At 62.2% G+C, this 21,101-nt stretch carries 21 protein-coding genes; 12 read left to right on the top strand and 9 right to left on the bottom strand.

Going from position 1 to position 21,101, the window contains the following annotated elements:
- From GY725_26670 to GY725_26655, 4 genes are all read left to right on the top strand, one after another.
- A partial coding sequence (locus GY725_26670) for an N-acetyltransferase (protein MCP4007782.1) occupies positions 1 to 372 on the top strand: 372 nt, incomplete at its 5' end.
- 11 nt (positions 373 to 383) lie between these two features.
- On the top strand, positions 384 to 1,238 hold the full coding sequence (locus GY725_26665; protein ID MCP4007781.1) for a sulfotransferase: 855 nt from the start codon (positions 384 to 386) through the stop codon (positions 1,236 to 1,238).
- Positions 1,239 to 1,262: 24 nt separating this feature from the next.
- Complete coding sequence (locus GY725_26660; protein MCP4007780.1) at positions 1,263 to 1,808, top strand: MOSC domain-containing protein; 546 nt, start codon at positions 1,263 to 1,265, stop codon at positions 1,806 to 1,808.
- A 49-nt stretch (positions 1,809 to 1,857) separates the two neighbouring features.
- The gene (locus tag GY725_26655) at positions 1,858 to 2,574 is read left to right on the top strand and encodes an isoprenylcysteine carboxylmethyltransferase family protein (protein ID MCP4007779.1); all 717 of its coding nucleotides are present in this window, start codon (positions 1,858 to 1,860) and stop codon (positions 2,572 to 2,574) included.
- Between the two features lie 49 nt (positions 2,575 to 2,623).
- Here GY725_26655 and GY725_26650 read toward each other — a convergent pair whose 3' ends face one another.
- A complete protein-coding gene (locus tag GY725_26650) occupies positions 2,624 to 3,448 on the bottom strand; it encodes a class I SAM-dependent methyltransferase (GenBank protein ID MCP4007778.1) in 825 nt (274 codons plus the stop codon).
- A gap of 137 nt (positions 3,449 to 3,585) precedes the next feature.
- On the opposite strand from GY725_26650, the gene GY725_26645 reads away from it, so the two are divergent.
- Complete coding sequence (locus GY725_26645; protein MCP4007777.1) at positions 3,586 to 4,026, top strand: hypothetical protein; 441 nt, start codon at positions 3,586 to 3,588, stop codon at positions 4,024 to 4,026.
- 84 nt (positions 4,027 to 4,110) lie between these two features.
- Here the strand turns inward: GY725_26645 and GY725_26640 are convergent, their stop codons facing one another.
- Genes GY725_26640 through GY725_26625 form a run of 4 tightly spaced genes read right to left on the bottom strand, consistent with a single transcriptional unit; the run spans position 4,111 to position 7,710 of the window.
- A complete protein-coding gene (locus GY725_26640) occupies positions 4,111 to 4,674 on the bottom strand; it encodes a DNA-3-methyladenine glycosylase I (GenBank protein MCP4007776.1) in 564 nt (187 codons plus the stop codon).
- A complete protein-coding gene (locus tag GY725_26635; protein ID MCP4007775.1) occupies positions 4,671 to 5,999 on the bottom strand; it encodes an AarF/ABC1/UbiB kinase family protein in 1,329 nt (442 codons plus the stop codon). The genes GY725_26640 and GY725_26635 overlap by 4 nt, the downstream gene beginning before the upstream one ends.
- Before the next feature lie 8 nt (positions 6,000 to 6,007).
- Entirely contained in the window at positions 6,008 to 6,805 is a 798-nt protein-coding gene (locus tag GY725_26630) for an enoyl-CoA hydratase/isomerase family protein (GenBank protein ID MCP4007774.1), read from the bottom strand.
- A complete protein-coding gene (locus tag GY725_26625; protein ID MCP4007773.1) occupies positions 6,802 to 7,710 on the bottom strand; it encodes an LLM class F420-dependent oxidoreductase in 909 nt (302 codons plus the stop codon). The genes GY725_26630 and GY725_26625 overlap by 4 nt, the downstream gene beginning before the upstream one ends.
- A 188-nt stretch (positions 7,711 to 7,898) precedes the next feature.
- On the opposite strand from GY725_26625, the gene GY725_26620 reads away from it, so the two are divergent.
- From GY725_26620 to GY725_26610, 3 genes are read left to right on the top strand one after another with little or no spacing between them, the layout of a single operon-like run.
- Entirely contained in the window at positions 7,899 to 8,615 is a 717-nt protein-coding gene (locus tag GY725_26620; protein ID MCP4007772.1) for a hypothetical protein, read from the top strand.
- Positions 8,616 to 8,617: 2 nt separating this feature from the next.
- A complete protein-coding gene (locus GY725_26615) occupies positions 8,618 to 9,727 on the top strand; it encodes an acyl-CoA dehydrogenase (protein MCP4007771.1) in 1,110 nt (369 codons plus the stop codon).
- Positions 9,728 to 9,743: 16 nt separating this feature from the next.
- Positions 9,744 to 10,913 carry an acyl-CoA dehydrogenase gene (locus GY725_26610; GenBank protein ID MCP4007770.1) on the top strand — a complete coding sequence of 390 codons (1,170 nt, stop codon included), beginning with the start codon at positions 9,744 to 9,746 and terminating at the stop codon, positions 10,911 to 10,913.
- Positions 10,914 to 11,033: 120 nt separating this feature from the next.
- On the opposite strand, the gene sppA is transcribed toward GY725_26610, so the two are convergent.
- Entirely contained in the window at positions 11,034 to 12,014 is a 981-nt protein-coding gene (gene sppA / locus GY725_26605) for a signal peptide peptidase SppA (GenBank protein MCP4007769.1), read from the bottom strand.
- A 123-nt stretch (positions 12,015 to 12,137) separates the two neighbouring features.
- Here sppA and hslO point away from each other — a divergent pair, with 123 nt between their 5' ends.
- Both hslO and GY725_26595 read left to right on the top strand, forming a co-directional pair.
- The gene (gene hslO / locus GY725_26600) at positions 12,138 to 13,019 is read left to right on the top strand and encodes an Hsp33 family molecular chaperone HslO (GenBank protein MCP4007768.1); all 882 of its coding nucleotides are present in this window, start codon (positions 12,138 to 12,140) and stop codon (positions 13,017 to 13,019) included.
- 31 nt (positions 13,020 to 13,050) lie between these two features.
- Entirely contained in the window at positions 13,051 to 14,463 is a 1,413-nt protein-coding gene (locus tag GY725_26595; GenBank protein MCP4007767.1) for a hypothetical protein, read from the top strand.
- A 30-nt stretch (positions 14,464 to 14,493) separates the two neighbouring features.
- On the opposite strand, the gene GY725_26590 is transcribed toward GY725_26595, so the two are convergent.
- The gene (locus GY725_26590; GenBank protein MCP4007766.1) at positions 14,494 to 17,322 is read right to left on the bottom strand and encodes a 2-oxoglutarate dehydrogenase E1 component; all 2,829 of its coding nucleotides are present in this window, start codon (positions 17,320 to 17,322) and stop codon (positions 14,494 to 14,496) included.
- A 242-nt stretch (positions 17,323 to 17,564) separates the two neighbouring features.
- Here GY725_26590 and GY725_26585 point away from each other — a divergent pair, with 242 nt between their 5' ends.
- Positions 17,565 to 18,785: a histidine--tRNA ligase gene (locus tag GY725_26585; protein MCP4007765.1), complete on the top strand. Its 1,221-nt coding sequence runs from the start codon at positions 17,565 to 17,567 to the stop codon at positions 18,783 to 18,785.
- A 14-nt stretch (positions 18,786 to 18,799) separates the two neighbouring features.
- Here the strand turns inward: GY725_26585 and GY725_26580 are convergent, their stop codons facing one another.
- The gene (locus GY725_26580) at positions 18,800 to 19,690 is read right to left on the bottom strand and encodes an enoyl-[acyl-carrier-protein] reductase (protein ID MCP4007764.1); all 891 of its coding nucleotides are present in this window, start codon (positions 19,688 to 19,690) and stop codon (positions 18,800 to 18,802) included.
- A gap of 98 nt (positions 19,691 to 19,788) precedes the next feature.
- Here GY725_26580 and GY725_26575 point away from each other — a divergent pair, with 98 nt between their 5' ends.
- A complete protein-coding gene (locus tag GY725_26575) occupies positions 19,789 to 20,262 on the top strand; it encodes a pyridoxamine 5'-phosphate oxidase (protein MCP4007763.1) in 474 nt (157 codons plus the stop codon).
- Between the two features lie 10 nt (positions 20,263 to 20,272).
- On the opposite strand, the gene GY725_26570 is transcribed toward GY725_26575, so the two are convergent.
- A complete protein-coding gene (locus GY725_26570; GenBank protein ID MCP4007762.1) occupies positions 20,273 to 21,067 on the bottom strand; it encodes an SDR family NAD(P)-dependent oxidoreductase in 795 nt (264 codons plus the stop codon).
- Positions 21,068 to 21,101 lie beyond the last annotated feature (34 nt).

Below are 21,101 nucleotides of genomic sequence, written 5' to 3'. Positions count from 1 at the left end.
GAACTCAATGGCGCGATCGTCGGGCAGGTCGCGTTCTCGCCAGCCCTGGCACCAGGTGGTGTTCCCGGCTGGTACGCGCTGGGGCCGGTTGCCGTTCTTCCGGCTCTTCAACGGGGTGGCATAGGTTCGACGCTAGTGCGCTCCGGACTGAAAGTGATTTCGGAGATCGGTGCGGTTGGTTGCATCCTCACGGGGGACCCCGCGTACTATCGTCGGTTTGGCTTCGTGCAATCACCGGAGAGTGCTCCGCCGGGCGAGCCATCGGAATTCTTCATGGTAAAGCTGCTTCGTGGTCAACTTCCGTTAGGCTCAATCCACTTCCACGAGGCGTTTGGCAGCGCCGCCCAAGCCGATGAAGCAGACGTTGAGTAGCCTGGTTCCAATTGCCGCTGTACCATTGTCCATCAACCTTTACAGGCTCGGCGATCTCGGCGGCGCTACTCAGCGCCGGTTATTGCCGATCCGTTATGCGGCAGTGGACTGTGTATAGCCATGTTCTCATTTTGGGGTGTGGTCGGAGCGGCACGTCGATCTTCAGCGAGCTCTTCGAGCATCTTGGTGCATATACCTACTACAGCGAACCATCGTTCGCCGACGTCGCCGCACTATCCTTCTCGACACCGGTTGCCATCAAGGTGCCCAAGGAGTGCGACGAGTTTCAGTCGACACCTGGGCTTTCTTTCCCCCTCGATGCGATGCTGGCGTTGTTGCCGAAGCCGGTGAAGATCTATTGGCAAGTACGGCATCCACTCGACGCAATCGCATCGCTCCGAGTCGGAATTGCAGACAACTGGGGGCATCACCCACGGCCACCGGACTGGAAGAACTGGTTGAAACGCTCAGTTGTCGAGCGCTGCGCTCACCACTGGAGTTACATCAATTCGGTTGGATACGGCCAGGTAAGCGATCTGGTCGAGGTCTGCCAATTCGAAGAGATGCTCACAAACCCGCGTGACTTCGCGGCGAGGATTTGTGCCGACGTTGGAGCAGATCGAGCCGCTAATGCTACCGGGATCGCTACCTGGTCTGAGAGAGTTCAGGATACGAATAACGAGAATTTCAAAGAGGCCAAGACCTCTCGATATTACTCGCGCCCGGATCATATTCACCGGCTCGGGCGATGGAAGGAGAACCTTGGGAATGATGAGCTTCGCCAGATTGTGCCCATCGTTCGTAGTGGAGCCGGCGCATTCGGGTATCTTCTGCCTGATGAAGGTGTCTTCGAGCCCCAAGTTTGAATCTGCAATGGATTTCCCGCTTTCATGAGCAGTCCAACGGTCATGGCGGTACACAAGTCTACGGGCCACTCTTTCAGTAAAGCCGTGTCGGGCGGAATCGAACTCGTTGCTGGGTTGGGAGTAGCCGGGGACGCGCATTGTGGGGCTCGAGTTCAGCATCAGTCCCGTGTCAGCGTCGATCCATCCCAGCCGAATCTTCGTCAGGTCCACTTGATGCACGCAGAGCTGCACTCCGAACTCGGCCTTCAAGGTCATGTGGTGAAACCCGGAGATCTCGGGGAGAACATCACCACGCGAGGCGTCGACCTCCTGAACCTGCCAACGGGCGCCGTGCTCAAGCTCGGCTCTGATGCCCTCGTTGCCGTCACGGGTCTTCGGAACCCCTGCCTGCAGATCGAGAGGTATCAGGTGGGGTTGCTGAAACACGTCCTGTCCAAAGACGCAACCGGCATCGTGGTACGGAAGGCCGGAGTAATGGGTGTAGTTTTGATTGGGGGTGTCGTGCATGCCGGTGATGCGATTGCGATCGGAGTGCCGCCCGGACCGCCACACCCGCTGGGACCCGTCTAGTTCACATCGACCTGCGATGGCGCATTTGAGAGACGAGGAGGGACACGAAATGGCTGACACCGAGACGCGCACCGACTCCCGGGCTTCGGGCCCATCCGCCTTCGTCATGCTGGCTGTAGCGGCCGTAGTCATCGGTTTGGCCGGGTTCATCTTCCTGATGGCTCCGCGGTTGGAGTGGACGCTCGGTTGGATCTACGTGGGGATCATCGTGGCGACCTATATTGTCAACCTGGTGTGCGTGTTGCTCTGGAACCCCGAGCTGATCCGACGCCGTGCCCGCCTGGGTGCGGGCAAGGGGACGAAGTCCTGGGATGTGGTGTGGTTGTTGCTGTTCGGTCCCGCGGTGATCGCAGTCTATATCGTCGCAGTACAGGATCTGCGCAGTGGAGAGGCCAGCGCGCCAGGGGTCGAGTGGCTGCTGGGCCTCGCCTTCTTCGTCCCCGGATGGGCCCTGGCCATCTGGTCCATGGTCGTGAATCCGTTCTTTGAAAAGACGGTGCGCATCCAGACGGAACAAGGGCATCACGTGATCGACACCGGGCCCTACGCCTATATGCGCCACCCCGGCTACGTGGGTTTCGCGGCCTGGATGATCTCGACGCCGCTCATGCTCGGGTCGACCTCGTCTTTCGTTCCGGCCATGCTCGCGGTCCTCTTGCTCGTGATTCGCACGGCGCTCGAGGATCGCACGCTTCGTGCCGAACTCCCCGGCTACGCAGAGTACGCGGCCCGGGTTCGCTTCCGTTTGGTCCCAGGCGTCTGGTAGACGCTGTCGTGTCTCGGATTCCGCGGTGGGCGAATCCTGGACCGGCGAGCTACTTCCCCGTCTTCTCCCAGACCGAAACGTGGGATTTGCTCTCGTCGCTGGAAGGCTCGCGGTTCCAGTCGGCCCAGCGTTCTCGCAGAGTCAGGCCGGCGAGGCGCGCCATCAGGTCGAGTTCCGAGGGCCAGACGTAACGGTAGGGCGCCGAGAAGGTCCGGAGGGCGCCGTCGTCGACCCAGTAGTGGTGCGAGTACAGGATCTGGCCCGCGAAATCGGTGTACTCGTCGAAGCCGAGGTGGGTGCGACCCACATCGAACGCTCGCACGCGTTCTCCCGGCGGCACACGACGCAGTTCGGGGATGAAGACTTCGATGACGAAGCATCCGCCGGGTTCGAGGGAGTCGGCCGCGTTCTGGAAGCAGGCCACCTGCTCGTCCTGCGTGATCAGATTGGTGATCGTATTGAACGCCAGGTAGACGAGCTGGAAACTGCCTTCGACCCGTGTTCGTGCGATGTCCCCGGCCGTGACCGCGACCCGCTCCGAACCCGGTTTTGCGCGGAGCTGTTCGAGCATCGGCTCGGAGATGTCGATACCGTGCACGGGTACGCCGCGTTCGCTGAGCGGCAGAGCGATTCGTCCGGTGCCGACTCCGAACTCGAGAGCGGCACCGCCGCCGGCCAGTTCCTCGAGGAAGTCGACCGCCGGAGTGAGCACCTCGGGTCGGTACATATGGGGCGAGTCCTCGTCGTAGCGTGCAGCAATCTTTTCGTCGAACCGGACCTCGGTCACGCTTACATCCTTGTTTCGACCGCTTGGGTCGTCTGCCGGAACATCGATCTCGCCCGGAAGGCTAGCAGGATCGTCTCGCTGCACCATTCGCTGCTTTCATACTCCATCTGGTCCGCTACCGAATCGAGGCGGTCGACAGGGTATAGTGGATCGCCAGAAGTCAGGGGCGGTTCGACGAAGGGCCACCGATCGACGGGAACTCGGCAGAAAGGCGGCGAGAATTCATGATGTCCGTACACGAGACGGCCGGCCACGGCTCGCTGGCCATCTTCGTAGTGTTCGGTGTGATTCCGCTTCTCATCGTAGTGGCCGCGCTCACCTTCGACGGTCGTCCCCATCATCAGGAGATCGCCGTTGAAGCGCTCTCAGCTGGCAATCCACTCGGCGGTACCCCGTTGCGGATCCTCATCGATCAGGGCGCCACGTGCGATGGAGACGCGTACGATCTTACGGCCGACAGCAGAGGGGTCGCGGGAGTATCGCATGCCGCCAGACTCGGAGTTCTCACGGATCGCGAGCAATCGGTCTCGGTCTGCTTTCCCGATGAGGACGAGTGGGTCCTCGCGTGGTCGAGTCATCACGAGTCGGCGCGAGCGAACCTCTCGATTACATGTGATGTGATGGATGTGAGCGCTCCAAGGTGCGAAGCCAAGTTCGAGAAATGAGCGTCTTCGATTCCTGGGGATGATTCGCGCCGCTGCCTGCGCCTGATTGTCGCTCCGTTCGAACGCGATGAGTATTAGAACCGGTCAAACATCGTAGCGGAAGCAACTGGTCAGGTGATCGTTGACCAGTCCCATGGACTGCATATAGGCATAACAGATCGTCGAGCCCACGAACTTGAAGCCGCGCTTCTTCAGATCGCGGCTCATCTGTTCGCTCTGCTGGGTCTTGGCCGGAACATCGCCCTGGCGGCGGAAGCGGTTCTTCTTGGGTTCGCCGTCGACGAAGCGCCAGATGTACGCATCGAAACTCCCAAACTCTTTTTGGACCTTCAGGAACGCCCGCGCGTTCAGTACCGCGGATTCCACCTTCAGGCGGTTGCGCACGATTCCTTCGTTCAGCAGCAGCCTGGCGCGTCGTTCTTTGGAGAAGCGTGCGATCCTTGCGGGATCGAAGTCGGCGAAAGCCTTTCGGTAGTTCTCGCGCTTCTTCAAGATCGTGATCCAGGACAGTCCGGCCTGTGCTCCTTCGAGGATCAGGAACTCGAAGAGCGTGCGGTCATCGTGAGTCGGCACTCCCCATTCCCGGTCGTGGTAGTCCAGATAGAGCGGATCCGAACCCGCCCAGGCACAGCGCTTCTCGTCCTTCACGCCAGGCAGTTGCGCGCGAGTCGTTCGCAGTTGACGCGCGATCCGATGTGCGCGAGCAGCAGATAGCTGCCTGCGATCTTGCGGTGCACGAAGAGCAGTTCGGCGGGTGGCTGCGGGAGTCCGCGCTCCGTGTACGCCTGCAAGCCCAGTTCGCGGACGCGGCGTGGCAGATCCGAATCGCCGAAGTCGTAGATTCCCTTGCCCCGCAGGGGTTCGGCCACCTGTTCGCATAGATCGACGAAGGCCGCGCGCGCGTCGACGCCCTCGTCTCCGCGCAGGAAGCCGATCTGCTCGCCGATCTGAACTGCCTTTGGGCCGTCGCGTTCGATCGTCGCCAGGACCAGTTCGCGATAGGCGTCGGTGAATTCACTCGAGAGTCGGCGCACGGCGCCGAAGTCGAGCAGGGCCACGCGCTCGTGCTTGGGCTCGTACAGATAGTTGCCGAAATTCGGATCCGTCTGCATCAGGCGGAAATCGAAAAGCTCCTGGAAGACGAGACGCAGGAGTCGCTCGCCGATGCGATCGCGGCGTTCGCGCGTGTGCTCGGGGGAGCGCAGGTCTTCGATCGGCAGAGCGCGCACGCGTTCGCTGGTCAAGAGTCTCTGTGTCGACAGATCGGCGTGCACGCGCGGTACGAGTACGCTCGGATCGTCACCGACCAGCGCGCGATAGGCTTCGGTGTTCTCGGCCTCGCGCTTGTAGTCGGCCTCTTCTCTCAGGCCGCGTTTGAGTTCAGGAACCAGCGCATCCACGTCGATTGCAGCCGGAATCAGGCGCAGCATGCGCAGACTCAGCGCCAGGTTGTCGACGTCGCTGTCGATACTCTTCTCGACGCCGGGGTACTGCAGCTTCACGACTATGTCGCGGCCGTCCGCGGACTCGGCTGCGTGTACTTGTCCGATCGAAGCGGCCGCCAGGGGCTCGAAGTCGAACTCGGCGAAGTGTTTGTCCCAGTCGCGTCCGAGTTCGTTTACGAGTACCTCACGCACCTGTGTTTCTGGCATGAAGTGCGCCTGGTTTTGCAGACCTGCCAGGATCTCCTGCAGTCGCGCGGGCAATACATCGTCGCCCTGAAGCGAGAGGAGCTGGCCCAGCTTCATGGCGGCGCCCCGCAGATCGGCCAGGGTATCGACGAGTCGTTCGGCGTTCGCCTTGGTCAACAGGACGGAGGTGTCCTCTTCCCCGGATCCCGTCGCGCGGCGCAGGACTTCGAGTGCGGATTCGCCCGCCATGCCCGCGAGCATCGAACCCAGCTTCGCAATGCGCTCCGCACGTCCTTCGGGCACGCGAGCCGAGCGCCGCTTCCTGTCGTCCGTTGCGCCCATTCGTTCCGCTAGCGCCCCTTGAAGACCGGTGCGCGCTTTTCGAGGAGTGCCTGAATGCCCTCCTTGGAGTCCTCGGTCTCGATCGTGCGCGATTGTGCGTGTGCCTCGTGCTCGGCCGCAGTGCGCGGATCCCAATCGATGCCGCGGTACAGCGAGCGCTTGGTCCAGCGCACGGCGATCGGCGCCGCACTCGCGATCTCTCGCGCCAGTTCCCGCGACTTCTCGAGCACTTCGTCACCCGCTACGGCGTAGTTTGCAAGTCCCTGCTCGGCGGCTTCGCTGCCTTCGATGATGCGTCCGGCGAAGAGCAGTTCTGCAGCGCGCGGCAGGCCCACGAGTCGCGGCAGGATGTAGGTGCAGGCCATGCCCGGATGCAGACCCAGGCGGGTGAAGTTGGCGCCGTACTTGGAATCGCGGTTTGCCACACGGATATCGCAGACGATTGCGAGTCCGAGCCCACCGCCGATTGCGTGCCCCTGCATCGCGGCAATCGTGGGAACTTCGATGTCCAGGATCGAAAGGAAGGGGGAGTACATGGCGAAGGAGCGTTCATTGGGAGAGCGAAACTCCGCGGCGCTCCCGTCATCGCGTTGCACCCCGCTCTTGAAATCCGCACCGGCGCAGAAGCTCTTTCCTCGACCGGTGATGATCACGCAGCGCACATCGGGGTCCTGGCGAACTCGCTCGACGCTTTCGCGCAGACCTTCCAGGACGTCATTGGTCATGCTGTTGCGGTTTTCCGGCCGGTTCAGCGTGATCTCGGCGATATGGTCTTTGGCTTCGAAAAGGACGGCGGGTTCGCTCATCGGGCTTCCTTCGCTAGTTCGGTCAGCAGGTCCATGGTTCGCTCGCTGCGTCCGTTGATCGGAACGATGGCTGCATTCAGGTCGGTGACGCCGATATCGCGCAAATGCATCAAACGTGATCTGACCTGTTCGGCCGTGCCCATGATCGCGACGTCGGCAGGTCCCTGCGCGCCTTCGCGATCGAGCATGGCGCGGTAGGAGGGCAGTTGACCGTAGATCTGCAGTGTGCGGTTTACCGCTTCTCCCGCGGCGTCGACGTCATCGGTCACCACGACCGGGAAGCCCGCGACGATGCGCGGTCCGGGTCGGCCCGCTTCCTGGGCTGCCTTGGAAATCGTCGGGATGATGTGACTCTCGAGCGTCCGGGGTCCTGTCATCCAGGTGATCGTTCCGTCGGAGAGTCTCCCCGCCAGACGCAGCATCTGCGGTCCGAGCGCCGCGACCAGAAGCGATACCGCAGGTGCGTTTGCCACCTGAAGCGCCCCCGAAACCCGGTACTCCTCACCTTTGAACTGCACGCCTTCGCCGTGCAATAGCGGGGACAGGACTTCGAGGTACTCGCGCATATGGCGCGCCGGTCGCGCGTAGGACATGCCAAACATGTCTTCGATCACGATCTTGTGCGACAACCCGATGCCCAGAACGAAGCGTCCCCCCGAGGCGGCCTGCGCGGTCAGGGCCTGCTGGGCCATGGCCATCGGGTGGCGCGGGTAGGTCGGCACGACACCCGTGCCCAGTTCGATGTGGTTCGTCTCGTGTCCCGCCACGGTCAGGGCCCCAATCGCGTCGAGTCCGAAGATATTGGGCATCCAGAGTGCCTGGAAACCGTCGGCTTCCGCACGCCGGGCCTCTCCGAGAAGCAGATCGATTCGCCCGTCTGCGCCTGCGCCGATCCCGATTTTCATGCCTTCCTCCGCCCGGTTCCAGCCGGGTTCTCCGATCTTACTCCCCCAGCAGTCCGGGTGCCTGAGTCGGTTGCAAGTGTCTGAAAAAGCGCGTGATTCCCGACCTCTCGAGAGTCCTGGTTCTTGGGATATGACTGTCAGTATCATTTGTATACTGGTGTCGATTTCCGTAGAGTCGGTCTCGAAGTATGACTTCGAAACCCACCAAGACTCCTCCGGTTACGGAGGATGCCGACGGGCTGGAGGAATCGGGTCCGCTCTTCGACCCGGTCGGGCGCGCGCTCGACTTGATCGGTGAACGCTGGACCCTGGTTCTGGTGAGCCATCTTCTCGGGGGCGCGCGGGGCTTTCAGGAGTTGCGCGAACGCACCGGCATCGGCCCGCGCAGTCTCAGCACGCGCCTTCGTCAGCTCGCCGAGCGCGAGCTGGTGGAGTCGGTCCCCCAGGGCAATCGTTCCCTCTACGCCCTGACACCGCGCGGTCATTCACTGGAGCCGCTGATTCGCGAGATGGCGCTGTGGTGGGTGCAGAACTTCATGAAGGGCTCCGGTCCGTTTCGCGAGACCACGGCTGCGACCGTCGTCGAGTCTCTGCCTTTCCTGCTACGCGAGGAGCGCGCGCGGGACGCACGCATCACCTACGAGCTGCGCCTGAAAGGGAAGGGCGGCGGCGTCTGGACGGTGACGATCAATGACGGCGCCTGCCGGGTGAACGAGGGTTTCGCCGAGCGCGCGAACGTCCGCTACACGGCCGATGCGCGCGACTGGACGCTACTGGCCATTGGCTTGATCGATGACCGTGAAGCTTTCAGCGATGGCCGACTGACCAAGGATGGTCAGGGCGGTTCGATCGCATGGTATTTCCACCAACCCTATACGCCTTCGCGTAAACCAACAGGAGACTAGAAATGATCTCATTCGGACTAACGGAGGAGCAGGAGCTCATCCGAGACACCGTCCGCGAGTTCGCGCAGTCCGAGCTGCGCGAGATCGCGCGCGATTGCGACGAGAAATCCGAGCTGCCGCAGGACCTGCTCGACAAGACCTGGGAGCTGGGCCTGGTCAACGGCGGAATCCCCGAAGAGTTCGGTGGTGGCGGCATCGGCCGTTCCCCGATCACCAACGCATTGGTGCTCGAAGAACTGGGCTGGGGAGACGTTCCGCTGGCGACGGCTGCCATGGCACCGAGCCTGTTCATTCAGCCACTGATCGATTTCGGTACCGATGAGCAGAAGAAGGAATTCCTTCCGCTGTTCACGACCTCCGAATTCCACACGGCTTCACTGGCTCTGCACGAGCCGAACTTCACGTTCGACGTAACCAATATGCAGACGACCGCCGAGCCCAAGGGCGATACCTTCGTGCTCACCGGCAAGAAGCGCTTCGTTCCGTTGGGAGATCGCGCCAGCCACTTCCTGGTGGTTGCGCGCAGTGGACGCGAAGGGATTCAGGGTCTGGACGCCTTCATTGTTCCGCGCGATGCATCGGGCCTGACGATCAGCTGTGCTTCCGAGAAGACACTCGGATTCCAGGCCGTACCCATGGCCACGATCGAACTCGAAAAGGTCGAAGTGCCCAAGGGCCTGCGACTCGGTGGTGACGGCGGTATCGACGCCGCGCGCCTCGTGAACATGCTTCGCCTCGGCACTTCGGCGCTCGCGCTGGGTCTGGCTCGCGGCATGATGGAACTGGCGATCCCCTACGCCCAGGAGCGTGTTGCTTTCAGTCAGCCGATCGGCCAGAAGCAGGTCATTGCCTTCATGCTCGCCGATATGCACATCGAGGTGAACTCGATGCGCAATCTGATCTGGAAGGCGGCGAGTCAGCTCGAGCAGGGTGTCGATGCCACGCGTATGACGACGCTGGCACAGACCTACACCCGTCGAGAAGCCATGAAGGTGGCGGACAACGGTCTACAGGTCTTCGGCGGCCATGGGTTCATTCGCGACTACCCCGTCGAAATGTGGTATCGCAACGCGCGCGCGCTTACGGTCACCGAAGCCGTAACGGCGCTCTAGGTTCAGGAGAAAGAAAATGATTGATTTCTCACTTTCCAAAGCTGATCAGGCGGTTCTCGACGCAGTGCGCGAGCAGGCGCTGATCTGTCGCAAGTATGCACGCTATTACGACGATCACGAGGAAGAGTTCGCACCCGACGAACTCGAAGAAGCCAAGTCCACTTCTGACCCGTACTCCCTGTACGAGCATAATGACTACAACACCAGCCTGGGTTGCCTGGCGATGCTGGTTTCCGCGGGTCAGACCTGGGGCGACTACACCGTGCGCATGCGCCGGGGTAGCGGTGCGCTGGGCAACGCCGCCCTGCGGGCCTCGGGCACCGACGAGCAGCAGGCGCGTTGGAACGGTACGACCCTGGCAATGGCGATCACCGAGCCCGGTTGCGGCTCCGACTCGAAGGCGGTGCAGACCACCGCTGTGCTCGATGGTGACGAGTGGGTGCTCAACGGAGAGAAGATCTTCGTGACCACCGGTTGTCGTTGTGAGGGCGTGGTGGTCTGGGCGACGATCGACAAGAGCGCGGGCCGCGGCGGTATCAAGAGTTTCGTCGTCATGAAGGACACCCCGGGTTTCGAGGTGACCCACAAGGAGAAGAAGCTGGGCATCCGCGCCGATGACACGGCAGCCATGGTCTTCAAGGACTGTCGTATTCCTCGTGACTACCTTCTGGGTGGCAATGAGGACGTGGTGTCCAAGGGCGGTGGCGGCTTCAAGGGCGTCATGAAGACCTTCAACATGACGCGTCCCGGTGTTGCAGCGATCGGTCTGGGCATGGCTCAGGCGGCGCTCGATTTCACCAAGGACGTACTCGCGCAAGAGGACGTCGAGATCGACTGGGTTGCCGGCCAGCACTCGCGCTCCGCAATCCAGCAGGAGCTGATCGAGATCGAGGCCGACGTCGAGGTCGGCATGCTCAATACTCTGCAGGCGGTCTGGATGTCGGGTGAAGGCAAGGCAAACAACACCGAGGCGTCGATCTCCAAGGCCAAGGGTGGAGAGGTCTCGCGCACCGCGACTCAGCGTTGTCTCGAGATCCTGGGAAGCCTGGGCATCTCGCACGACTACCTGTTGGAGAAGTGGTTCCGCGATACGCGAATCACCGACATCTACGAGGGTACCGGTCAGATCCAGCGTCTGATCATCGCCCGCGAGATTCTGGGCTATTCCTCGGCCCAGCTCAGTTAGGACCGAACACCACAGGAACGCGAGACCCGGCGACGGCGCAAAATGCCGTTTCCGGGTCTCGTTATTTCAGCTGCTGATTGCCGGCGCGGTCGATCGACTGCGCAACCCGCCTCAGGCAGGTCAGGGTCGAAGCGCGAGCGGCCACAGGTAGTAAAAACCCGCTGACAGCCCGGTGGACTTCCAGGGCCACAGGTTCACATTCAGTTCTACGGGGCCTCCGGGAAGCCGGCTGTAGATATTGTCCTTGGTTCGATTCGCCCGGTGGTACATCACGACCTGCGATTCCTCGATACCGGCCAGCTCTTCCAGTGCCTCGACTGCGTCTTCCAGGTAGCCGATCTCGTCGATCAATCCGACGGCCAGCGCCTGGTTCGCCGTGTAGATGCGTCCGTCCGCCAGCTTTTCGACTTCGGCCCGATCGAGTTTGGGCCGGCCCGTATCCACGACCTCGGTGAAACGTCGGTACAGATCGTCGATCACGGCTTCGATCTGCGCGCGTTCATCGGCGCGCATGTTTCGCACACTCGATCCGGTGTCCTTGAAGGCACCGCTGGTGAACGACTGGTCCTTGACTCCGTAACGCGACATCAATTCCGAGAAATTGAGACCGGGCATGATCACGCCGATCGATCCCGTGATCGAGGTCGGATGTGCGATGACTTCATCTGTCGCCATGGCTACGTAGTAGCCCCCGGAAGCCGCCATGCCGTTGAAGTAGGCGACCAGCGGCTTCTCCGTCTCTCTGGCCCAACTCGTCAGCTCGTGGTAGACGGTCTCGCTCGCTGAGACGGTTCCGCCCGGACTGTTGATGCGCAGCAGCAGACCCGCCACATCGTCATCGTCTGCGGCGTAGTCGAGCCATGATCGCAGCTCCGAAACCGGACTCGGGGTAGGACGCAAGCCGATCGGGTTGCTGGTCGGCTGGTCGCTGATCAGCCCGGTCAGCTCGATCAATGCGAGCTTGGGCCCGTCCTCGCCGAGTACGGTCGATTCTTCGACTTCTCCGGCGGCGCCCAATGCGCCCAGGTCGACCGGTGCGTAGATGATGCAGCCGCTCAGCAGGAGTGCAGCCGATGAGATTGCGATCCGCCAGATGAGCATTGGAAACCTCCTGATAAATGACACCCGAAGTCTATCCACTCTCTCCGCCCCGCGCGAAGGTTCTGCTCGAAACGGAGCGGACGCTGTGGGCGGGACCGTCGCCAGAAGTTACCTTCGCCTACCATGCCGGTCGATTCCAGCGAGATGGTGCGCACGCTTTCCGCCGATGGCGGCGTGGCGATCCGCGCGCTGGTCGGTACACCGCTGGTCGCCGAGGCGGCGCGCCGCCACGGGACCGCTCCGACCGCGAGTGCAGCACTGGGGCGCGCTCTCATGGGCTCGGTGTTGCTCGCCGCTGCGGCGGAGGATGACGAAACCCTGCAGCTTCAGTTTCGCGGTGACGGACCTCTGGGCCAGACGACCGCGATCGCAGACAACCAGGGGCGGGCTCGCGGCTACGTGCACGATCCCTCGGCACATCCGCCTCCGCGCGGGGGCAAGCTCGATGTGGGGGCTGCGGTCGGGAAAGGCGTGCTGGCCGTGGTGCGTTACCACCCATCGTGGCGCGAGCCGTACACCGGTATCGTCCCGATCGTGTCGGGCGAGGTTGCGGAAGATCTCGTCCACTATCTGCGCGAGAGTGAGCAGGTCCAGGCAGCACTGGCGCTCGGAGTGTTCGTGGGTGCGACCCATGAGATCGAGGCGGCCGGTGGCTTTCTCGTGCAAGCGCTTCCCGGCGCATCGGACGAGACGCTCAGCATTCTGGAAAACACGATTCGCGAGTTGCCCAGCGCCAGTGAGCTGGTCGGGGCCGGCGCCAGTGCCGATGACATGGTCGATCGATTGCTGTTCGGTATCGGTTCGGGAGAACGGCAGCGCAGCGCGCCGGTCTTTCACTGCGCCTGTGACCGCGATCGCGTTCTGAGTGCGGTCGTGCTCCTGGGTGCGAGTGAAGTTCGGGAAATCGCCCTGCAGGAGGGTGACCTCGAAGTGCGTTGCGAGTTCTGTGCGGAAATCTACGCCATCGACCCAGACGAAATCGGGTCGCTGATTCTGGATTCCTAGTTTGGACCGGCGTGAGCCAGGAGGCGCAACAGTGAGTCACGAACGGGCATCGGCCTTTCCGATCGAGAATCTGATTCCCCTGCTCGCAGGATTGACCTGGATCGTCTGGAGCAGTGAATCGGGCGCGCTTCGACTTCTGCTCGGGATCCTGCCCGGTAGCTTGTTATTGGGCGGTGCAGTTTCGGTTTACCTGCTGCCGGGGGATTTGCGCGCTCCCCAGTTGATTTCGTCGGGTGCATTGCTCGGCTTTTTCTGTGCATTTCCGCTGATCCTGATCGACGGGATCGGGGATGCACTCGCGCTCTCGACACTGGCAGCTGCCAGCTTCGTAGCGGCGGGTTGGACGGCGCATCGACGAGAGCCGCTTTTCCCGGGGGTGCCCGAACCACCACTCGATCTCACACTGGCGACCAAGGTGGGTCTCGATCAACTGGCCCTGGCCAGTATGTTCGTGCGCCGACAGGATGCACTCGGCGTTCGGGTCCCGCAGCACGCGGCGGAGATCGAGGCGGCGATGAGTTTCTTCTCAGAGCAAGGCTGGCTCGACAAGCCCGAGCAATACCACCGAGAACCCGACGCGCTCGAATCTCCCCGCTTGATCTCGCGGGATCTCCGCTGGGGCTACAGCTTCGAGGAACTCAGCTTCGACAGCGGATACGAGGTGCAGGAGGGCGAACCGGGACGAGATCGCTGGGGGAGCTACCGGGAGAATCGCACGGCGTACGCGCGGGTACTGCGCTCTGATCGGCCCGGCCCCTGGCTGATCTGTGTGCACGGCTACGGTATGGGCACGCCGCGCATCGATCTCGGTGCGTTTGAAGCCGCCCGCCTGCAACGCGATCACGGCTTGAATCTGATCTTTCCGGTTCTGCCTCTGCACGGTCCGCGCAAGATGGCGTTGCGCAGTGGCGACGGATACCTGAACGGCGACTTCATGAACACGATCCACGCGCATGCACAGGCTGCTTGGGACATTCGAAGGTTGATGAGTTGGATACGCAGCCAGGGTGCTACAGCGATCGGTGCCTACGGACTCTCGCTCGGCGGCGGGGTGACCGCACTCCTGGCGAGTCTGGAACGCGACCTCTCCTGTGCCATCCTGGGAATTCCCGCTGTTGATCTCGCGCGTGCCGTGCGTCGTCAGGTGTCGCCTGCGGCGCTTCGCGAAATGGTCAATGCGGGACTCGAGTGGGCCGACATCTCCGCGGTCCTGGGTGTGGTCAGTCCGGCGGCTCTACAACCAAGGATTCCCACGGAGCGGTGTTCCATGTTCGCGGGAACGGCCGATCACTTGATTCCGCCCGATCAGGTGCGCGATCTCTGGCTCCACTGGGAACAGCCGCGTATCGCCTGGTATGCGGGCAGCCACATCAGTTTCAACCGAGAACCCGAGGTCCGCTCACTGATCGACGATGTCTTGCGCGGGATCAGCCGCGAGGAGTGAGCTTCAAACGCTTCGGGAATCGTCGCACAGCTACACTTTCTTGCGTTGTCGCTTCGCGAAGGCCTCGCGGATGAACTCGGCTTGTTGCTCTTCGTGGATGCGATAGGAGCCCGTGGCCGGACTGGCGGATTCCTGAGCGCCGGTGTAGCGGATGCGCTTGCCCTTAGGCAAGGCTCTCAGGAGGCGCTCGTGGACGAACGACCAGTACCCCATGTTCCAGGGTTCTTCCTGAACCCAGATGACGTCCCGCGCCGAATAACGCGACAGCACATGCTCAATTTCGTCGAACGGAAATGGATTGAGTTGCTCGACGCGTATGAGCGCGACGTCTTCGAAACCGGAATCTTCGCGTGCGGTCAGGAGTGAGTAGAACACCTTGCCGGTGCACAGGACCACGCGCCGTGTTTCCTGAGGGTCCCGTCCGCCCGGTTCGTACGCCGGGTCGTCGATCACACGACTGAAGCTTCCGTGAGTGAATTCCTCGGCTTTGGATGACGCGGCCGGGTGGCGCAGAAGACTCTTGGGAGACATTACGATCAGCGGTTTGCGAATGCTCCGATGAATCTGTCGGCGCAGCGCGTGGAAGTACTGTGCCGGTGTAGTCAGATTCACTACCTGGATATTGTCCTCTGCGCAGAGTTGCAGGAAGCGCTCGGGGCGCGCACTGGAGTGCTCCGGCCCCTGACCTTCGTATCCGTGTGGGAGCAGCATGACCAGTCCGCTGGAGCGACTCCACTTCTTTTCGCCACTCGCGATGAACTGATCGATGATGGGCTGCGCGGTATTCGCGAAGTCTCCGAACTGGGCTTCCCAGACGACGAGGCGGCCCGGGTCGACCGTGCTATAGCCGTATTCGAAACCGAGTACCGCCGCCTCGGAGAGCATGCTGTTGCAGATGATGAAGCGGGCCTTGTTCGCCGCCAGCTTCTTGATCGAGAGGTGGTGGTCGCCGTTTTCCACATCGTGTACGACTGCGTGACGGTGTCCGAAGGTTCCGCGCTCCGCATCCTGTCCGGTCAAACGGATGGTGGTGCCTTCCATCAGAAGCGAACCGAATGCCAGAGCCTCACCCGCTCCCCAATCGATTCCGCGGCCCGCTGCGATCGCTTCACTGCGCTGTAAGAGCATCTTCTTGATTTTTGGATGCGGAGTGAAACCCTCTGGAAAACTCGAAAGTGCCTTGCCCACCGAGTCGACGACTTCACGGGAAACCTGGGTGGGCCCTTCCACGGGTTCGGCATCCTGCTCCAGAGCAGACCAGAGACCGTGGTAACCCTCTGAACCCTCCAGTTGCACGTGGATTGAACTCTCCTCTTGAGCATTCTCGAGTCGCTGGTTCTGTTCTTCTTCCAGTTTCTCGACACTGCTCTGATCCACCACGCCATCCCGCATCAGGCGATCGGTGTAGGTCCTGGCGATCGTCGGGTGTTTCCTGATCTGCTGGTACAGAAGGGGCTGCGTGTACGAAGGATCGTCGCCTTCATTGTGTCCATGGCGCCGGTAGCAGACCATGTCGATGATCACGTCTTCGCGGAATCGCTGTCGGAATTCGATCGCCAGCTTGGCGGCATGCACACAGGCTTCCGGATCGTCGGCATTCACGTGGAAGACCGGTGCCTGAATCACCTTGGCCATGTCGGAGGGATGGCGGGTGAAACGGTAGTCTTCCGGGAGGGTCGTGAAGCCGATCTGGTTGTTCACGATCAAGTGGACCGTGCCACCGGTCCAGAAGTTGTCGAGTTCGGACAGGGCGAGCGTCTCGGGTACGATCCCCTGGCCCGTGAACGCGGAATCGCCGTGGATCTGGACCGGGATCACGCTCTTGCGCTCGGTATCGCCGCGGAAGTTCTGCTTCGCGCGGACCATCCCCTCGGCGACGGGATTGATCCATTCCAGGTGGCTCGGATTGGGACAAAGCGACAGGTGGATCCCGCGACCGCAGCGCGTGCGCCGATCGGTCGAGTAACTGCGGTGGTACTTCACGTCTCCCGCGCCCTGGGCGTTGGCCGGCATGAGAGAGGCCTGGAAGTCGGCCATGATCGCGCGATAAGGCATGCCCATGGTGTGGGCCATGACGTTGAGCCGGCCGCGATGCGCCATGGCAATGACGACTTCTTCGCAACCCAGCTCACAGCCGTCTTCGATGATCGTGTCGAGTACGGCAATCAGGGATTCTCCACCCTCCAGGGAGAAGCGCTTCTGCCCCAGGAACCGCTTGTGCAGGAATTGCTCGAAGCGCTCCGCGTTGACGACCTGGCTGAGCAGTCGACGTCGCTCCTCGTTCGAAAACGCGGGGTGATTCTGTGTGGGCTCCATGCGCTCCGCGAGCCAGTCGCGTCGCTCCTTTTCGCGCATCTCAGTGAACTCGACCGCGAAGGTGCCGCAGAAGGTGTGGCGCAGGGCTGAGAGCAACTCGCCGACCGTGCCGTCCTGCAGCCCGTGGAAGCCAGTGAAGCTCGTGGGCCGGTCCATCTGCTCATTGCTCAGGCCGAACTCCGCCGGGTCGAGCAGTGGGTGCTCGCTCTGGTTGCGGCGTCCGAGCGGATCCAGATCTGCAATCAGGTGGCCGTGAGTCCGATAGGCATTGACCAGCGCCACCACGCCCGTGTTCTGGTTGGGTGCGTCCGTTCTCGCGCTCTGCGCGCCGAGATCGGGATTCGTCTCGCCGTTGGGTGCGGTCCGGACGCTGCTATGTGAGACGCTGCCCGCTGGGCTCAGGGACTCGAAGACGAGCCGCCAGTTCTCGGGCACTTCCGCGCGGCCGAGAATGAAGTCCTCGTACAGGGCCTCGACCCAGGCACCGTTTTCGCCGCTGAACAGGCTCGCGGTGTCTTCAGAAAGAGCCTCGGTATCCGAGATATGGGCACCGGGAAGGTCAATCGTATGGCTCACCGTGGACTTCCTCCAGATTCAGCTTCCGCGACCGTCCGAAGGGTAACGAATGCGCTCTCCCGTCCATGAACGGGCCACCCTGGGTTTCGAGACGGAGCTGCCGACGGTGTTTGGTATCGACCGGCCAGCAGCCGCGGTGTAGCGGTATGGCCCGTGTTTCGAGAGCTGGGTGGCGGCTCCAGGCGCGACGGACTGCTACGATCCGGCACATGCGTTTCAAGGCTCTGAGCGGCTTCCGGGACTTCTTTCCCGATGATCTTGCGGTGCGACGCTGGATCGAGTCGGCCTGGCACCGCTCTGCGCGCAGTGCAGGATTCCAGGAGATCGACGGACCCGTGCTCGAGTCGCTGGAACTGTTCACCGCGAAGTCGGGCGATGAAATTGCCGGCCAGTTGTACACCTTCGAAGACAAGGGTGGACGTCCGGTCGCTCTGCGACCCGAGATGACCCCGACACTCGCGCGCATGGTGGCGGCGCGTGCGGGCGGTCTGCCGAAGCCGATCAAGTGGTACTGCGCGCCGGATTTCTTCCGCTACGAAAAGCCCCAGCGCGGCCGGTCGCGGGCGTTTCAGCAGTGGAACATCGATGTGGTTGGCAGCAGTGAACCGGCCGCGGACGCCGAGGTCATTTCGGTTGCGGTGGATGCCCTGCGCATCCTGGGTCTCCAGGATGACGATTTTGGCGTGCGCATCAACGATCGCCGCTTCCTCTCGCGCATGCTCGGCTCACTCGAGATCGGCCCGGATGAGGAGGCCGATGTCCTGGCCATCATCGACAAGCTCGAACGCGACCCGAAAGCGGAAGGACGACTACAAGACAAGCTCGGAGAGTCGCGAGCTCGCGAACTCCTGCGCTGGTGCGAGAGCTTTCCACTGGATCGGGCCGAAGAACTGCTGCCGGTGCTCGAAGCGTGTCGCGATTTCGGCATTGGTGACTGCATGCAACCCGATTTCCGCATCGTGCGCGGACTTGCCTACTACACCGGTCCAGTCTGGGAGATCTTCGACCGCAATCGCAGTCTTCGAGCTGTTGCGGGCGGGGGGCGCTACGACGGCCTGATCAAGTCGTTGGGGGGACCCGATCTACCTGCGCTGGGTTTCGGCATGGGTGATGTCGTGCTTACCGAGTTGCTCCGAGAGAAGGGCCTGATTCCGGAAACTCCGCCGCGACTCGATGTCTACGTGATCCCGATCGGTGTCGATATGCTGGGCCCGGCGCGCCAGGTCGTGCGTCAGTTGCGCGCGCGCGGGATTGCCAGTGAATCGCCCTATGTGGCCCGGAATCCGGGAAAAGTCCTGCGCCAGGCAGATGCCACCGGTGCCCGACGCGCGGTGCTGGTCGGACCCGACGAATGGGCCGATGGCAAGGTCGTGGTCAAGGACCTGTCCTCCGGAGATGAGCAGAGACTGCGCGTCGACGAGATCGTCTGACGCGACCGGATGGACTACACGTCGGGACTCACGCCAATCGTGTGGAAGCCCTTGTCGACGTAGACCGTGGTTCCCGTGATGCCACTCGCCAGCGGACTCGAAAGGAAGGCCGCGGTCGTTCCCACCTCGTCCGCCTGCAGCGGGTCCTGAATTGGCGCAGCCTTGCGCACGTAATCGACCATGGTTGCGATGAAGCCGATCGCGGAGGCTGCACGCGAAGCCCAGGGACCCGCGGAGATGCAGTTCACCCGCGCACCTTGTCGCCGTCCCGCTTCGTAGGCGAGTACGCGTGTGTCGGATTCGAGCGAGGCCTTGGCCGAAGACATGCCGCCGCCGTAGCCCGGTACGACGCGTTCAGAAGCCATGAAGCTCAGGCAGAGGAATGACCCATCGGATCGCATGAGGGGCAGGAAACGCTGCACCAGCGAGACGAATGAAAAGCTGCTTTGACTGATCGCGGACAGGTAACCCTCGCGTGAGGTTTCCAGCAGCGGGTTCTTGACTTCCGGACCGTTCGCCAGACTGTGCACCACGATATCGAGCGGCTCATTCCCGAAGTCGGCGACGAAGCGATCGGCTACACCCTGGATCGAGAAGTCCGCGTGCGATTTGTAGCGACGATTCTCACGTACCTCGATCGGTGCCTGCTCCAGCGTGTCGTATTCGGCATCCAGCGCATAGATGCGTTCAAAGACCAGCGTCTCGCCGTTTGGGAGCTTCATCGACTCTGCCATCTTCTGGCGTTCCAGGAGCTTTGTGAAGATCCCATACGCCGGGGGCCAGGTTCCGACGCACACCGAGGCGCCCGCTTCGGCCAGCCTCTTTGCGATGGCGAATCCGAATCCGCCGTCATCTGCGACCCCGGCCACGAAGGCCCGCTTCCCGGTTAGATCTATGCTCAGCATGTCACCCAGGGAACCACTTCGACGCCCGCCTCGCAAGCTGCTTCTGCGGCCAGGGGGCGGAGCGGGTAAGATGGCTCTCCAGCAAACGGAGGAATGCCATGTCGCGCCGCGATCAGATCCGCATGACCGACGACGAGATCCGCAAATATCTCGAGAACCAACACACGATCACCGTCGTGTCGAACGGAGTGGGTGGATTTCCTCATCCGGTGCCCATGTGGTTCGGGCTCGACGATGATCTTTCGATTCGCATGGCGACCTACCGCACCAGTCAGAAGATCCTGAATATCGAGCGCGACCCACGCGTGAGTCTCCTGTCGGAGTCGGGTAACCAGTACGAGGAGCTCAGTGGTGTCGTGCTCTACGGGCATGCCGAGCTGATCCACGATATCGAACTGGCTATCGACACCTTGATCGACGCCTCCGGCGGCCTTGGAATGCCAGATGATGCGAAGACGAACCCGGACGTGCGCAAGGCGATGATCGGTCGCGCCGAAAAGCGTGTCGTGATTCGCGTCAAACCCGAGCGCATCGTCTCCTGGGATCACTCGAAACTGGGCGGAACCTACTGACGCGGATGTACTACCAGGCGGTCCAGCCGCCGTCGACCGGAACGATCGCGCCGGTCACGAAGCTCGATGCCGGGGCCGCAAGGAAGATCAGGGCAGTGTCCAACTCGCCCTCTCGCCCCAGGCGCCCCATCGGAGTGAATACGTGCATGCGGTCCTTCTGGTCCTGCGCCACGTCGCCGACTTTCGGATCGACGGTCATCTCGGTCGGGAAATAGGACGGAGCCACAGCGTTCACAGCGATGTCGTGGCGCGCCCACTCGATCGCGAGATGGCGAACCAGATTGTCGAGACCGCCTTTGCTTGCCGCATAACCCACGGTCCTGTGCACTGGGTTTCCGCCCGAGCCGATGGCCGACGAGATGTGAATGATGCGCCCGCCGCTGCCTCGTTCGATCAAGCGGTTTGCGATCAGCTGGGAGAGTTCGAAGGCGGCAGTCAGGTTGAGGCCGATCGCCGCATCCCACTTCTGCCTGGTGTGCTTCTCGGCGCGACCCACCGGTGCCACGCCCGCCCCGTTGACCAGGATGTCGATGGGGCCGAGTTCGGCTTCGATCCGATCAAACGCCACTGCGGCCTGCTCCGCATCCGTAATATCAGCCGCCGCTGCGCACGCGCGTATGCCTGTCGTCTCTAGCTGACCTGCAAGCTCTTCCAATCGCTCCACGCGTCGAGCGATCAATCCTACTGCGGCCCCTCCGCTTGCCATGGCGCGCGCGGCTTGCTGCCCAAGACCACTCGAAGCGCCCGTTACGGCGGCGACTTTCCCTTCCAGGGAGAACAATCGTTTCAGATCGGCGTCACTCATCGCAGGATTGTGGCAGATTCAGGAGGCAACAAGG

The organism is bacterium, from assembly GCA_024226335.1.
In the GTDB taxonomy this organism is placed as follows: Bacteria; Myxococcota_A; UBA9160; order SZUA-336; family SZUA-336; genus JAAELY01.
This window is presented reverse-complemented; position numbering and strand designations above follow the sequence as displayed.

Bases quoted from the DNA above. Each gene is read 5' to 3' on its own strand.
- GY725_26580 (MCP4007764.1), bottom strand. From the start codon at position 19,690: ATGCTGAGCATAGATCTAACCGGGAAGCGGGCCTTCGTGGCCGGGGTC.
- GY725_26655 (MCP4007779.1), top strand. From the start codon at position 1,858: ATGGCTGACACCGAGACGCGCACCGACTCCCGGGCTTCGGGCCCATCC.
- GY725_26630 (MCP4007774.1), bottom strand. From the start codon at position 6,805: ATGAGCGAACCCGCCGTCCTTTTCGAAGCCAAAGACCATATCGCCGAG.
- GY725_26635 (MCP4007775.1), bottom strand. From the start codon at position 5,999: ATGGGCGCAACGGACGACAGGAAGCGGCGCTCGGCTCGCGTGCCCGAA.
- GY725_26645 (MCP4007777.1), top strand. From the start codon at position 3,586: ATGATGTCCGTACACGAGACGGCCGGCCACGGCTCGCTGGCCATCTTC.
- GY725_26660 (MCP4007780.1), top strand. From the start codon at position 1,263: ATGAGCAGTCCAACGGTCATGGCGGTACACAAGTCTACGGGCCACTCT.
- hslO (MCP4007768.1), top strand. From the start codon at position 12,138: ATGCCGGTCGATTCCAGCGAGATGGTGCGCACGCTTTCCGCCGATGGC.
- GY725_26615 (MCP4007771.1), top strand. From the start codon at position 8,618: ATGATCTCATTCGGACTAACGGAGGAGCAGGAGCTCATCCGAGACACC.
- GY725_26570 (MCP4007762.1), bottom strand. From the start codon at position 21,067: ATGAGTGACGCCGATCTGAAACGATTGTTCTCCCTGGAAGGGAAAGTC.
- GY725_26585 (MCP4007765.1), top strand. From the start codon at position 17,565: ATGCGTTTCAAGGCTCTGAGCGGCTTCCGGGACTTCTTTCCCGATGAT.
- GY725_26575 (MCP4007763.1), top strand. From the start codon at position 19,789: ATGTCGCGCCGCGATCAGATCCGCATGACCGACGACGAGATCCGCAAA.
- sppA (MCP4007769.1), bottom strand. From the start codon at position 12,014: ATGCTCATCTGGCGGATCGCAATCTCATCGGCTGCACTCCTGCTGAGC.
- GY725_26650 (MCP4007778.1), bottom strand. From the start codon at position 3,448: ATGGTGCAGCGAGACGATCCTGCTAGCCTTCCGGGCGAGATCGATGTT.
- GY725_26620 (MCP4007772.1), top strand. From the start codon at position 7,899: ATGACTTCGAAACCCACCAAGACTCCTCCGGTTACGGAGGATGCCGAC.
- GY725_26610 (MCP4007770.1), top strand. From the start codon at position 9,744: ATGATTGATTTCTCACTTTCCAAAGCTGATCAGGCGGTTCTCGACGCA.
- GY725_26625 (MCP4007773.1), bottom strand. From the start codon at position 7,710: ATGAAAATCGGGATCGGCGCAGGCGCAGACGGGCGAATCGATCTGCTT.